13 protein-coding genes are annotated in these 14,254 nt (G+C 51.5%); 5 read left to right on the forward strand and 8 right to left on the reverse strand.

The annotated features are described in order from the left end of the window. Positions 1-131: 131 nt before the first annotated feature. Positions 132-1,322: a cytochrome c biogenesis protein/redoxin gene (locus tag NI40_RS11240; RefSeq protein WP_039262459.1), complete on the forward strand. Its 1,191-nt coding sequence runs from the start codon at positions 132-134 to the stop codon at positions 1,320-1,322. A gap of 4 nt (positions 1,323-1,326) precedes the next feature. Here NI40_RS11240 and tam read toward each other — a convergent pair whose 3' ends face one another. Beyond that, positions 1,327-2,085 carry a trans-aconitate 2-methyltransferase gene (gene tam / locus NI40_RS11245; protein WP_033145556.1) on the reverse strand — a complete coding sequence of 253 codons (759 nt, stop codon included), beginning with the start codon at positions 2,083-2,085 and terminating at the stop codon, positions 1,327-1,329. A 383-nt stretch (positions 2,086-2,468) separates the two neighbouring features. Between tam and NI40_RS11250 the strand changes: the two genes are divergently transcribed. Further along, positions 2,469-3,107: an acyl-homoserine-lactone synthase gene (locus tag NI40_RS11250; protein WP_039262458.1), complete on the forward strand. Its 639-nt coding sequence runs from the start codon at positions 2,469-2,471 to the stop codon at positions 3,105-3,107. A 14-nt stretch (positions 3,108-3,121) separates the two neighbouring features. Here NI40_RS11250 and NI40_RS11255 read toward each other — a convergent pair whose 3' ends face one another. Both NI40_RS11255 and NI40_RS11260 read right to left on the reverse strand, forming a co-directional pair. After that, complete coding sequence (locus tag NI40_RS11255) at positions 3,122-3,814, reverse strand: helix-turn-helix transcriptional regulator (RefSeq protein ID WP_023311808.1); 693 nt, start codon at positions 3,812-3,814, stop codon at positions 3,122-3,124. 302 nt (positions 3,815-4,116) lie between these two features. Next, a complete protein-coding gene (locus NI40_RS11260; protein WP_039262456.1) occupies positions 4,117-4,701 on the reverse strand; it encodes a GDP-mannose pyrophosphatase in 585 nt (194 codons plus the stop codon). Between the two features lie 86 nt (positions 4,702-4,787). Here NI40_RS11260 and NI40_RS11265 point away from each other — a divergent pair, with 86 nt between their 5' ends. After that, positions 4,788-5,555, forward strand: coding sequence for a DeoR/GlpR family DNA-binding transcription regulator (locus tag NI40_RS11265; protein WP_039262455.1), 768 nt, complete (start codon positions 4,788-4,790; stop codon positions 5,553-5,555). A gap of 92 nt (positions 5,556-5,647) precedes the next feature. On the opposite strand, the gene NI40_RS11270 is transcribed toward NI40_RS11265, so the two are convergent. The 3 genes from NI40_RS11270 to NI40_RS11280 all read right to left on the reverse strand — a co-directional run bounded on the left by NI40_RS11270 (position 5,648) and on the right by NI40_RS11280 (position 7,594). Then, the gene (locus tag NI40_RS11270) at positions 5,648-6,076 is read right to left on the reverse strand and encodes a DUF4354 family protein (protein WP_039262454.1); all 429 of its coding nucleotides are present in this window, start codon (positions 6,074-6,076) and stop codon (positions 5,648-5,650) included. 36 nt (positions 6,077-6,112) lie between these two features. Next, a complete protein-coding gene (locus NI40_RS11275; protein ID WP_039262452.1) occupies positions 6,113-6,556 on the reverse strand; it encodes a PACE efflux transporter in 444 nt (147 codons plus the stop codon). A 75-nt stretch (positions 6,557-6,631) separates the two neighbouring features. Further along, on the reverse strand, positions 6,632-7,594 hold the full coding sequence (locus NI40_RS11280) for an NAD-dependent epimerase/dehydratase family protein (RefSeq protein WP_039262450.1): 963 nt from the start codon (positions 7,592-7,594) through the stop codon (positions 6,632-6,634). Positions 7,595-7,688: 94 nt separating this feature from the next. On the opposite strand from NI40_RS11280, the gene NI40_RS11285 reads away from it, so the two are divergent. Beyond that, positions 7,689-8,597, forward strand: a complete 909-nt coding sequence (locus NI40_RS11285; RefSeq protein WP_039262449.1) for a LysR family transcriptional regulator — start codon at positions 7,689-7,691, stop codon at positions 8,595-8,597. Positions 8,598-8,850: 253 nt separating this feature from the next. Here the strand turns inward: NI40_RS11285 and NI40_RS11290 are convergent, their stop codons facing one another. Continuing rightward, positions 8,851-9,951, reverse strand: coding sequence for an alpha/beta hydrolase (locus tag NI40_RS11290; RefSeq protein WP_039262448.1), 1,101 nt, complete (start codon positions 9,949-9,951; stop codon positions 8,851-8,853). Between the two features lie 160 nt (positions 9,952-10,111). Here NI40_RS11290 and NI40_RS11295 point away from each other — a divergent pair, with 160 nt between their 5' ends. Beyond that, entirely contained in the window at positions 10,112-11,026 is a 915-nt protein-coding gene (locus NI40_RS11295; RefSeq protein ID WP_039262446.1) for an AraC family transcriptional regulator, read from the forward strand. Positions 11,027-11,107: 81 nt separating this feature from the next. On the opposite strand, the gene silA is transcribed toward NI40_RS11295, so the two are convergent. After that, positions 11,108-14,248, reverse strand: coding sequence for a Cu(+)/Ag(+) efflux RND transporter permease subunit SilA (gene silA / locus NI40_RS11300; protein ID WP_039262443.1), 3,141 nt, complete (start codon positions 14,246-14,248; stop codon positions 11,108-11,110). Positions 14,249-14,254 lie beyond the last annotated feature (6 nt).

Here is a 14,254-nt window from a genome sequence, read left to right on the forward strand (position 1 = left end):
ACGGCTTTGTATCTCCCGGCCCGGGTGATACAGAGCCAGACAAAACCTGCGTTTTTACACATATCCTGAACACATCCGCACGATGAAATAGCCTCACTGCAGCGTCGCAGGACTTGTATTGTGAGGTGTCTATGTTTCTGGTAATCGCTTTTCTGGGCGGGATGATAAGCCTGCTCAGTCCATGTACGCTCCCGGTTATTCCACTCCTTTTCGCCGGCTTTCAGGGACAACGACGACATATTCTGGCCCTGCTGGCGGGGATGATCGTGATGTTTACCCTGGTGGCGATGGCCGTCACCGTCGCCAGCGAGTGGATAGCAGAGGCAACCATCGTCGGGCGCTGGATCGCTCTCGTTATTCTGGCCACGGCCGCGCTGGCCTTAATTTTTCCGTCATTCGCCCAGCGTATTGCGGGTCCGGCCGTCAGCGCGGGAAATGTCCTGAACACCCGAAGCGGCCAAACGCGCGGTATGGCATCGGCTTTTCTGGCCGGGCTTGCGGTGGGGCTGCTCTGGTCTCCCTGCGCCGGTCCCATACTGGGCGCCATTTTCAGCATTAATATCGCGGGCCATTCGGCCATTACGACGGGCGCGCTGCTGGCGGCCTACGGCAGCGGATGCGCGCTAATGCTGAGCCTGCTCGTTTCAGGAGGCCGCACGCTGATGGCGCCGTTAAGAGCAAAATCGGCGCTGATGGAAAAGCTGCGGCAGGGGGCGGGCGTGGCGATGCTGGCGGCTGTCGTATTCAACGCGACGGGAATGACTTCACTTCTGACAGGAGCAAACGGCGTTGCGGACCGTCTGGAGGCAACACTCCTGACGCTGGCGAAACCCACAGCCGCGCCGGTGAAGCTCCAGCCGGTCGTGATGACTGAGCCCAGCAGCCAGCTGCCTTCATTAAGCGGGGGGACAGGGTGGATTAACGGTGACCCTGTCACGTCTGAATCCTTGCGAGGGAAGGTGGTGTTGATTGATTTCTGGACCTGGGATTGCATTAACTGTCAGCATACGCTCCCGCACGTGCGGGACTGGGCCACGAAGTATCAGTCGCAGGGGCTGGTCGTGATTGGGGTTCACACGCCGGAATATCCCTGGGAAAAACCGCTCGCCTCGGTGAAAAACGCGGTAAATAAATGGCAGCTGCCGTACCGGGTGGTGACGGATAACAACTATCAAATCTGGAACGCTTTCGGGAACCAGTACTGGCCAGCGCATTACTATTTCGATGCCAAAGGCCAGCTACGGTATACCGCCTTTGGCGAAGGAGATTATGCGCAACAGGAAAAGGTCATTCAGCAGCTGCTGAAAGAAGCCCGGTCATAACCCGTCAGGGCTGGCGTTGCGCCACGATAAACAGCCGCGGAAAAGCGAGCAGTATCTGCCCATTTTCCTGGAGCGGATACTGCTCTTCCAGCAGTTCATGGTAGCGTTTCAGGAAACGTTTCTGCTCGCTCTCGTTCAGTTCCTGGAGCCACGGGCGCAAGCCGGTGGCGCTTACCCAGTCAATAATGGCCTGGTGCGAGCTCATTTTATGGAAATAGGTTGTCCTCCAGATATCCACGTCACAGCCGGCCTCCGACAAGATATCGTAGTAGGCATGCACACCCGGGAGAGGTTCGCGGCCGCGGTCAGGATAGTCTTGTTCCAGCGCCACTTCACGCATCGCCACATGAGTAGGTTCAAGCCAGTTGTCAGGCATCTGGATTGCTAATACGCCGTTAAGCGTGAGTAAAGAAACGAGATGAGGCAGGAGATCGTAATGGTCAGGAACCCATTGCAGCGAAGCGTTGGCATAAATCAGGTTCAGCGGCTGGCCAGGCTTGTACTGGCGGATATCGGCCTCAACAAAATGGCAGTCAGGCAATGCGGCTCTTGCTTCCTCAAGCATTGCAGGGGAGTTGTCGACCCCGGTAACGCGTGCCGAAGGCCAGCGATGCTTCAACAGCGCGGTGCTGTTTCCCGGCCCGCAGCCTAAATCAGCGATGGTGGAGACCTCATCCAGAGGAATTCTGGCGAGCAGTTCAGCGGCAGGACGCGTTCTTTCCGCGCCGTACTGCAGATAAAGAGAGGGATTCCAGTCGGCCATTTTGATTCTCCGTTTAGCATGCTTCTGCAAGAGTAGCACAGCATTAAGAACAGAGATAATAGGAGAAAAAATAGAAAAAGGAAATATTACCCCTTAAATACTTAAGGGGCAATACTTTAATTGTAATTATTTTATGATTATCGTTTTTTAATATTTTATCGGCTAAGTGCTTCTTACGCTCTGTACCCGAAACTATAAATATTAGATAATCATGAATGGATATATCCCTGGTGTTTCGTAGGTCTTTGACCTCCTGGCCACTGAGTTTCACGAGGACTTAGTGGCCGGGTACTTTTTAAGTATAAGGAATACCATGCACAATGAAAGCTGTCCTAAAAGACAGGGGATAATAGTTTCAGGTGTTATTATCAGGAATAAGAGCAATGAATTCTGTTATTGAGTTTTTTTTGCATGATTACGATGATTTACCGTCAGCATTAGCCCGCGAACTTTTCCGACTCAGGAGAAAAACCTTTCGGGACCGACTCGACTGGAAAGTTGAATGCGTTGAAGATATGGAAAAGGATCAGTTTGACAACCCAAACACGACATACTTGCTGGGTATGTATGAGGGACAGTTGTTATGCGGCGCACGATTCATTAACTCGACGCATCCGACGATGATAAGCGAAATCTTTCACAATTATTTTGACGAAGCCATTATATTCCCGGCAGATGTTCCCTGCTGTGAAATTAGCCGTTTATTTTTAGATAAAGAAATACGAGACTCCGCAAGTCTGCAGGGCGTGCCCGCAAGTAAGGCATTGTTTCTTGCGATGAATATGTATTGCATAAAGCAAAAATACCATGGAATGTACGCAGTCGCCAGTCGCGGTATGTATGCCATATTTCGCCATGCGAACTGGAAAGTTGAAGTTATTCAACGCGGTGTTTCTGAAAAAGGGGAGGTTATTTACTATATTTATATGCCTGCCAGCACCAGCATTATTGAAGACATTATTAGCAAAGACAAATCCAGTCACTGGCTTCGCGAAATGCTGGAGCATTTACGCCACTTATAACCAGTGACTGAGGCTCAGTCGTCCAGTAAACGTAGTTCTGTTCCAAGCTTTATTGCGTGTCTGGCATTATTCACACCGAGCTTTTTCATTACATTTCCCATATGGAACTTAACGGTGCGTTCAGCAATAGACAAAATAACAGAAATTTCTGCGTAGGTTTTCCCGGCGCTGACCCATTTAAGGATTTGTCGCTCACGTGGCGACAGAAAAACATTCTTTTTCTGTTGATGCTGGCTATACAGATTGAGTGTCTTCTGATGCAGTTGAACAAGGAAGCTTAGAAATTGTGGCCGATATTTTTCTATATCAATACCAGAATGCTTAGGACTGATGACGGATAAGACGACAAGATTATTCAGATAGTCATGCAGAGGAAAAGTCTGTCCCTGGTAGATATCATACTGGACGCTTTCGTTGAAAATGCGCGTCAGGTTATAACCATCCGACAGAATGACATCACTTTCCCAGAAAAAATCTTCAACACAGCGCAAAGCCCGAATGATAACAGGGTCAATGAACTGATATTTCCTGTCGAGGTAGATATCAAACCACTCGGGGCTGTTATTGATTATCCGCATCTGGGAAGGATCTTTCTTGTTCATAATGGCGTAGGCGAAGACGATCCCTTTGAAATCCTCAAAAAACGCGTCCAGCTCACTCTGAATTAGCGTATTGATCGCTATGTCGTTGTAATATGTATCCTTCACGTGAGTTGCTTGCCTCCTGTTCGAGTGGAGGAGCAAGTATAATATGCTTCGTTATCTGTAGCGAGTCGCATTTTAATCCAGCCAACAGATAAGACAGGCTACCTAAACTGGTAGCCTGGCCAACGTGTGGCATTTCTAATGGTAAATGCAGATGACTCGGCGAATTTTTAAAGATTTTGTGAAATCCCGAAATAGTTCACTAAATATAGTAGGCTGCAAAATTTAGGAGGTTTTCCGCTTTACATTTGAGTAATGGACAAGCGTACCGACCCAGATTCAAAATCAGGATTTTAACCAGCAGTCTACATAATGCCTTTAAGAGCAATATGATAAAGCAGCATGATGGTTTTACCGTCGACAATCTTGCCTGTTTCAATGCCGCGTAATGCCTCTTCAAGCGTCATTTCCAGCACGTCGATATCTTCTCCCTCAGCCTTGATCCCGCCGCCTGCGCCGGTTCTGTCTTTCGGCTGATACTCGGCAAGATAAAAATAGAGTTTTTCCGTGACAGAGCCCGGGCTCATATAGGCTTCAAAGATTTTCTGCACCCTCGAAACCTGAAATCCTGTCTCTTCTTCCGCTTCAGCTTTTATGCGGCTTTCGGGATCCATGTTGTCCAGCAGTCCCGCCGCGGCTTCGATTAAATCGTCCTCATGGCCGTTGATAAAGACGGGAAAGCGGAACTGGCGCGTCAGGATCACCGTTTTTTCCTCACGGTAGTAGAGAAGAATAGTCGCGCCGTTGCCACGGTCGTAGACCTCCCGTTGCTGTCTTTGCCATTCGCCGTCACGGCGCTGCAGGTCGAAGGTGTATTTTTTAAGGTTGTACCAGTTATCTGACAGGGTTTCACTGTCAATGATGCGCACATCTGCACGTTTTGATTGCACGTTTGTTCCTCCTTACGTAGAGTAATTATCATAAACAGCATTATCGTGCACTTTCAAGATAAAGCATGCAACATCAGGAATTCATGATGCTCACCAGTCAGCGAAAAAAATTGATCCTCGAAAAGCTCGGCGCAGAAGGTCAGGTCCAGTCAAAAGCACTCAGCATGCTCTTTGACGTCTCTGAAGACACCATTCGGCGTGATTTACGCGAGCTGGCGGCAGAAGGGCGTTTACAGCGGGTTCACGGCGGCGCGCTGCCGTCATCTTCTGCTATTGCTCCCTATGCCGAACGGCAATCCGTGAAGATGGATGCAAAAAAGAGGGTCGCCCGGAAAGGGGCACAGCTGATTTCATCAGGGCAGGTGGTGATCGTTGACGGTGGCACGACAACATCGGAGCTGATTACGTTTTTCCCTCCAGACCTGCGCATCACGGTGGTTACGCACAGCCCGAGCATCGCCCTGGGGCTCGTGGATCATCCGTCCATCGAGGTGATTCTGATCGGCGGTCGCTTGTATAAGCACTCCATTGTTGCGGTTGGCGCTGCAGCGATCGAAGGCATCGAAAATATTCATGCAGATCTGTTCTTTATGGGCGTGACCGGGATCCATCCTGAGGCGGGGCTGACAACCGGCGATTTCGAAGAAGCGTGCATCAAACGTGCATTTTCCGGCAGAGCCGCGGAGACGGTCGTCCTGGCATCTCCGGAAAAGGTCAACACAGCGTCTTCGTTTGTGATTGGCGATGTGTCATCGGTGAACACCATCGTCGTTGAAGACAATACCGATCGGGACTGGATCCGCGCGGTATCGGAAAAGGGGGGCTCCGTCGTGTTGACCTCAGAGAGTGACTGAAAAATGGTTCCTTCCTTTATGAGATGGAGAAATAACCAGTATAGAAGGAGAGTGGGGCGACCATACGAAAGAACGTGCCAATGTGACAGTCATCAATTTATGCAGTCTTTTCCGATGCCGAAGCGGACAAATGGCATATTTAAAACGTCAGGATTTGAGCTGGAAAAATAGACCAATCCGGTTCTGTTGTCCCTTGGGTTGTATTTTTTCAGCATTTCAAGCTCAATGCCGGTGCTCATAAATGTTTTTCCGTTTTTATCAAACAGGAAGAAACACATCTTATTATCTTTGCCCGGCTCAATACTTTTACCCGACGCGTTATCAAGCGTAACCTTGTAGCTAACCATATATTTTGCTTCGCCCGTTGTACTGTCCCATTGGCTTCCCTGAGACTCTTTTTGAGCGAAAATGGTTATCCCGGTGAGCTTGTCGTCATGGCTCTCTTTCTTACCGGCCTGAGCCGTCCCGGCGGCCGACAGCGCTAACGCAAGACAAATTCCTTTAGTCAGCAGACTTCGCATTTTTCTTCCTCTTCATTTTTACATTGATTCACTTAGCTATAACGCCGAACGCTTCCGTCCAACGAACGTCCAGCGCAGGTAGTCGTAAAGCCAGTTAAACAGCATCGTATAGGGCAGGAAAAACAGCACCAGGCCAATCTCAACAAAAAATGCCTCCGTCACGGTCAGGTTCAGCATAACCATTGCCACAGGGATTAAGGAGATGATAAGTCCCGTTTCAAAACCAACAGCATGGATTGCGCGAACGAGAAATGTGCGTTGAAACTGATGTTTTTTCTGCAGTGAATCAAAGAGCTTATTAAAAATAAAATTCCAGACCGTTGCGGTAAGTGCAGATATCACGGACAACGAGCCTGACTGAAGTACCGACACGTTCATCAGCCAGGCGAGTGACAACGCGATGATAACGTTGGCCGTCACTTCAAAAATGACAGCATGGAAAACTCTCTCTTTAATACTTTTATTTAATTCAATTTCCATTTGCTTACGACAGCGTTTTTCAAAAGCTGAAGTATATCAGACATTTTTCAACCCTTTCTAAACGTGCAGGTTATGTTAAATACAGCCCAGGCCCGCTAGTGTAGAGCGCACGGCCTCGGTAAGAGGGGTCTGCGGTTCATGGCCTAAAAAGGCGATCAGTTTTGAATTATCCATCTCTATTGTCTGCTCCCAGAGATAGCGCATCTCCCGCATTTCACGCAGCGTGGCGTTAAACGGACTCATTGCAGAGACCAGCCACCATGGAAATGACTTCACCTTCGCCTTAATACCGGCATGCTCCGCGACGTGCTTTATGGCTGCGGTCATCGTTGTCCCATCAGGATCCCAGTGTCCACGCATATGGAAACAGGAAAACGGTTCGAGTTCATCCCGCCGCGCCAGCAGTGCCGCAACGGTTTCGGCGACATCCGGCAGATAAGCCCACTGATGTCCTGCGCCGGTTTGCCCGGGATTTTTAACGACCTTCGGTGGATGCCCTGGTTTTACCAGTCCCTGTGAAAACCAGTTGTTGCCTGCGAGGGGACCAAAAAAGTCGCCAGCCCGCAAAATGAGCACCTTTCCGCCACGCTGAGCATAGGCTGAGAGCGCCTTCTCCATTTGAACGCGTATGGCTCCTTTTCGGGTAACCGGATCCTGAGGGGAATCCTCGCGTAAGAGGGGAAAAGCATCCGGACCGTAGTTATAAATCGTGCCCGGCAGAACGATTAATGCACCGTTTCGCTCCGCTGCGTTGATGGTGTTATGCAGCATGGGCAAAACCAGCTGTTCCCAGTTTCGATACCCCGGCGGGTTAACGGCATGGACAATCACGCTGCAATCTGACGCTGCTGCCTCAACCCGTTCAGCATTCTGCGCGTCGCCGCTTATCCAGGTCATGCTTTCGTTCCGATCGTCATGTTGAGGAGCGCTGCGGCGCAATGCCCGAACATCCCATTCATCACGGATCAATTTACGGGCAATTTCGCCACCGATTCCACCCGTTGCGCCCAGTATTAGTACCTTATTTGTGCTTTTCATCGTCTGGCCCTTATTGGATATCTGCTTGACATCTTAAGGGCCGCACGGGCTAAATGTAATTGCATAATATAAGCCAGCAGGTATGCATTTTTGTATGAAGCTAAATATCCCGTGGGAATGGTATCGCACCTTTTTGGCCGTGATGAAAGAAGGGTCTCTGTCAGGGGCCGCACGCAGGCTTGCCATTACCCAGCCAACCGCCGGACGACATATTGCAGCACTGGAATCAGCCCTGGGCCTCGTTTTATTCACTCGTTCGCAGACAGGATTGCAGGCCACGGATGCAGCCGTTGAGTTGAAGGGCCATGCGCAGGCAATGGAAAATACGGCCATGATGATTGAGCGGTCGGCTGCGAGTTTCAGCTCCGGCGCAACCGGGTTGCGGGGCGTGGTGCGCGTCGCCGCCAGTGAAATCATCGGCACGGAGGTTCTGCCTCCCGTGATTGCACAGATAAAGGATGCATATCCGCAAATAACCGTTGAACTGGTTCTGTCTAATCGAGTTCAGGATTTACTGAATCGGGAGGCGGATATTGCCGTACGCATGGCCACGCCGGTGCAGGAACAACTGATTGCCCGTCGGATGGGCAGGGTTGAAATAGGTCTGCATGCCGCGCCAGCCTATCTGTCACGACGTGGTGCTCCGGAAAGTATTGATGAGTTATTCACCCATACGCTTGTCGGTTTCGATAATTTGACACCCTTTATTTTACAGGCACTTAAACAATACCCACAGCTAAACCGCGATCTGTTTACCGTACGGACCGACAGTGATATTGCCCAATTAAACCTTATTCGCGCAGGCGCCGGTATCGGAATGTGTCAGGTACAACTGGCAGATTTTTCTCCGCCGTTGCAGAGGATAATGCCTGATTACTTTGCATTTCATCTGGACACCTGGCTGGTGATGCATGAGGATTTACGCCACAGTCAGGCCTGCAAAACGGTGTTTGATTTTCTTGCAGAGGGTTTACAGGCTTATATCAACAGGGCAAAACGGTAAGCCATACACTGTGAGACGATCAGCGTGACGATAGCAGCACGTGAGAAGACACTATCAGAGGTCATCAGCATCCAGGCCCAACGTGTCCATAAGATGCCAGATTTCTTCTGATTCTATGTTGGTGCGCATAATGTATATTATGTTAAATAGGATGTGAGCATTATAAAAGAAGCCATAAACCGTCCAGTCAAGATCCTCATAGTTACCTTCCCTCTCATATCAATACAGTGCACTGTATCGGTTACTGAGGAAATTATCGTTTATTCAGATATTTATTGAAGTATGCCGTGATGTTATCGAACGGGATCTTATCCATACGATCATATAAATCGACATGCGTGGCATCTTTAACAATCAGAAGCTCTTTTGGCTGATTTGCCGCTTCATAAGCCGTTCTGGAGAAGTAAAGCGAATGCGCTTTATCGCCATGAATGAACAGGATTGGTCGCGGAGAAATTTCCTTAATGTATGTCATCAGCGGGAAATTCATGAAGGACATCGGCGTTGTCACGGACCATGAATTGCCAGAGTTGACGGCTCGTGGATGATATCCGCGCTTGGTCATGTAATAGTCCGCATAGTCCACGAGGAACTGTGCTTCATCGCCCTTCAGCTTATTGTAGGCTGGCTGGTAGGCCGGTTTGCCGTTTGCCGCATCTTCCCAGCGCTGAAGGCTCATCTTCTCCAGGGCCTGCTCGCGTTGCTCCGGTGTTACGCTGTCATTATAACCTTTCGACATCACGCGGCTCATATCGTACATGGTGCTGGCAACCACCGCTTTTACGCGTTTATCCACGGCAACAGCATTCAGGGCAATCCCCCCCATGCCGCAGATACCGATGACACCGATACGTTCACGATCCACATAAGGTTGCAGCCCAATAAAATCGACTGCTGCCATAAAGTCTTCGGTATTAATATCAGGTGAAGCAATATTGCGGGGTTCACCACTACTTTCACCGGTATAAGACGGATCAAATGCCAGCGTCATGAATCCGCGCTCGGCTAAGGTTTGCGCATAGAGACCAGAGGCCTGCTCTTTTACCGCGCCAAAAGGCCCGGAAATAACAAGTGCAGCAAGCTTCTTATTTCCGCGATCTTTAGGGAGATACACATCAGCGGCCAGCGTAATGCCGTAACGGTTTTTAAAAGTTACTTTTTGATGATCCACTTTGTCGCTCCTTGGGAAGGTTTTATCCCACGTCTGAACCAGACGCGGTGAAGAGTCTGTTGCGCCTGGTGCAGGCTGGGCGATCGCAGTTTCTGTTGAAATCAGAGCCATCGCTCCGGCAAGGAGTGCGCCATTTAAGAATCGCGTTGAAGATTTTGTCGTCATGCTATTAAAACCTTTCATTCAGTGAATTCAGGGTTGTTATTTTGGGAGTCTTTAACGAAAGGTGTTATTAAAATACTCTGCATTATTTGCCCGATCCTCTAAACCTGATGCCAAAGCGTATATTTCAGTTTTCATAACTGCTACGTTGATTACGTCGTAAAATGTGAGGCATTACAGAATGATTTCAGACAAGTCGGTTGAGAAACTACTCGGTAAGCTTTCCCGGGATATTGCTCAGCGCACGCCCTGTACCGGTGATTTCCCTACAGCCGTAGAAGGACTGGAGTTATTCCGGCGGAACGAACCCGCTCCGCCGGTGAGCTGCCTGGTCCCTCCCAGTATCGTTCTGGTGGCCGATGGCGCTAAGATCATGTGGGTTGGTGGTGAACCTTATGAATATAATGCGGAAAAATTCCTGATCACGTCTCTCGACCTGCCGGCCAACTCTGAAGTAATACAGGCGTCGGCAACCCGGCCCTGTGTCGGCGTAGCCTATAAACTTGACCAGCGCGTGCTGATGGAATTAATTGCACAGGGAAGCCTGCCGCCCGTCAAAAAACGAGACGCGGGAACGGGTGTAGGGATCGGTACTGTTACTGATGTTTTGCTGGAGCCTTTCTGCCGCCTGCTCTCATTGCTTGACGAGCCTCAAGCCATTCCTGTTCTCGGGCCGCTGATTCAAAGGGAGATACATTACAGGCTTTTGATGAGCGATCGGTCCGATCATATCAGGCAGATTGCCGCAGTAGACGGCCATGGCTACCGTATCGGTAAAGCTATCGACTGGTTAAAGACCCATATCGCGTCACCTTTACGTGTCGAGGAGTTGGCAAGCCGCGTGCAAATGAGCACGCCCTCTTTCCACCAACATTTCAGACAGCTTGCGGGAATGAGTCCGCTCCGTTATCAGAAATGGCTGCGCCTCAATGAAGCCAGACGACTGATGCTGAATGAGCATTACGATGTCACCACAGCGGCCTATGCTGTCGGTTACGAAAGCTTATCCCATTTCAGCCGGGAATATTCGCGGATGTTCGGGGAATCACCCAAGAGGGATATTACTGTGCTGAGAAAGTCTGCCGGTAAGCTTTAATATTTCCTGAGCTGACATGTTTCTCTGCGAGGATATGAAGTGACATTTCTGTCACTAACCCGCCGCTACCGGCGGGTTTTTTTAGGATTTTTTATGCCTGCGCAGCCAGATTAACTTGTACGCCGCAGGAATAATAAACAGGGATAACAACGGCGCCGTGATCATCCCGCCAATCATCGGCGCCGCTATCCGGCTCATGACCTCTGACCCTGCCCCCGTTCCCCAAAGAATGGGCAGCAGGCCGGCAATAATCACCGCGACGGTCATGGCCTTTGGCCGCACGCGCAGCACGGCGCCATGGTAAAGGGCGTCATCAAGCCCCTGTTCGGTGAACGTGTCCCGATGGGACAACGCCGGATGCGCCTCAACGGCATGACGCAAATACATCAGCATGACTACGCCAAATTCTGCCGCCACCCCGGCCAGGGCGATAAAGCCGGTGCCGGTTGCCACAGACATATGGAAGCCCTGCCAGTAGAGGAACCATATTCCCCCGACCAGGGCGAACGGCAGGCTCATCAGGATCAGCAGCGCTTCATCCACACGGCGGAACGCCAGATACAGCAGAATGAAGATGATCATCACCGTCATCGGCACCATCAGCTTCAGTTTCTTGTTGGCGTGTTCGAGCAGCTCAAACTGCCCGGAGAATGACACGCTGGTGCCCGGCCTCAGCTTTACGTTCTGACTGATGGCCGTCTTAATGTCGTTCACCACCGACACCATATCCCTGCCGCGAGCATCGATATAAATCCAGCTCGCAGGGCGGGCATTCTCCGTTTTCAGCATCGTGGGGCCGGAAACCACGTTGATATCCGCCACATCGCCCAGTGTGATCTGCTGTTTCATCGGCGTCAGGATCGGCATTTGCTTTAACGCGTTCGGGCTGTTCCGGTAGTCCTGGGGATAGCGGATATTAATCGGGTACCGGGCGACGCCTTCCACCGTTTCCCCCACCGTCGCCCCGCCGATGGCCGAGGAGACGAACAGCTGCACATCGCCCACCGTCATCCCGTAGCGCGAGGCTTTTTCCCGGTTGATATCGACGTCAATGTAGCGCCCGCCCTCCAGACGTTCAGCCAGGGCTGACACCACGCCCGGCACCGTTTTGGCTACCGCCTCGATGCTCTGCGCCGTGGCGTCGATATCCGACAGAACGGTACCTGATACCTTGATACCAATCGGGCTTTTGATCCCGGTGGAAAGCATATCGATGCGGTTACGAATGGGCGGAACCCAGAGGTTCGCCAGGCCGGGCAACCGAACGGTCTTATCGAGCTCGTCAACGATCTTGTCAATCGTCATGCCGGGCCGCCACTCATTCTCAGGCTTGAGCTGGATGGTGGTTTCCACCATTTCGAGCGGCGCGGAATCCGTAGCCGTTTCGGCCTTACCCGTCTTGCCGAAAACGGAGGCCACTTCAGGGACGGTTTTGATTAACTTGCCCGTGGTCTGCAGGAGCGCCGCCGCTTCTGCCGGAGAGACGCCCGGCAACGTTGACGGCATATACAGCAGATCGCCTTCGTTGATCTTCGGCAGGAACTCGCCGCCCACCTGGCTGAGAGGCCAGATCACCGTGAAGATGGATAAGGCCGCAACCAGCAGGGTTGTTTTTGGCCAGTGGAGCACCTTAATCAGTAGCGGATGGTAGGCTTTAATCAGTAGCCTGTTCAACGGGTTACTGGTCTCAGCGGGAATCTTACCCCGGATCCAGAACCCCATCAGGATGGGGATAACGATTATAGCCAGCGCAGCCGCACCCGCCATGGAGTACGTTTTGGTGAAGGCCAGCGGACCAAACAGCCGCCCTTCCTGCCCCTCAAGAGTAAAGATGGGAATGAAGGACAGGGTGATAATCAGCAGGCTGATAAACAGCGCGGGGCCAACCTCGACAGAGGCGTTGGTGATCACCTTCCAGCGCGTGGCGTTATCAATCTGCTCTACCGGATGCTGGTGATCCCACTCTTCGAGCCGTTTGTGCGCGTTTTCAATCATGACGATGGCGGCATCCACCATCGCTCCGACCGCAATGGCAATGCCGCCCAGCGACATGATATTGGCGTTCATCCCCTGGAAATGCATGACGATAAAGGCAATACACAGGCCAAGCGGCAGAGAGATAATCGCGACCAGCGCAGAGCGGACGTGCCACAGGAACAGTGCGCAGACGATGGCCACCACGATAAACTCTTCGAGCAGCTTGGAACTCAGGTTGTCGATTGCCCGATCGATGAGCTGGCTGCGATCGTAGGTGGTCACAATCTCAACGCCTTCCGGCAGGCTGGCCTTCAGCGTCTCCAGCTTATCTTTCACCGCCGTGATGACTTCACGCGCATTTTTACCCGAACGCAGGATCACCACGCCACCCGCAACTTCCCCCTGCCCGTTTAATTCGGCAATGCCGCGGCGCATTTCCGGCCCCGTTTGTACGCGGGCGACATCGCGAAGATAAATCGGTACCCCGTTCTCTCCGGCTTTCAGGACAATGTTATTGAAATCATCCATCGTCTGCAGATAGCCGCTGGCCCGGACCATATACTCCGCTTCCGCCATTTCAACTGACGATCCCCCCGCCTCCTGGTTAGACGACTCAAGGGCCTGCTTAACCTCCGGCAGGCTAATGCCGTACTGAGCCAGCTTTAACGGATTGACCTGGATCTGATACTGCTTCACCACGCCTCCGACGGAGGCCACTTCGGCCACGTTCGGGATGGTTTTCAATTCAAATTTCAGGAACCAGTCCTGCAGCGAGCGCAACTCCGCGAGATCGTGTTTTCCGCTGCGATCCACCAGCGCATACTCAAATATCCAGCCCACGCCGGTGGCATCAGGACCGATTTCAGAGCTCACGCCGGCAGGCAGCTTGCCCTGAACCTGGTTCAGATACTCCAGCACGCGCGAACGGGCCCAGTACAAATCAGTGCCGTCTTCAAAAATGACGTACACGTATGAATCGCCAAACTGCGAAAAACCGCGCACGTTTTTTGCGCCGGGAACCGACAGCATGGTGGTAGTCAGTGGATAGGTGACCTGGTTTTCAACAATCTGCGGGGCCTGGCCGGGATAGCTGGTTTTGATAATCACCTGAACGTCAGAGAGATCGGGCAAGGCATCGACTGGCGTGTTAATAATCGTCCATGTGCCCCAGACGCTGAGGAACAGCGCCCCCATCATGACCAGGAAACGGTTGGCGACCGACCGCCGGATAATCCATTCAATCATCATCGT

The sequence above is a fragment of the Enterobacter sp. E20 genome, assembly GCF_000801755.2.
Taxonomy (GTDB): Bacteria; Pseudomonadota; Gammaproteobacteria; order Enterobacterales; family Enterobacteriaceae; genus Enterobacter; species Enterobacter asburiae_B.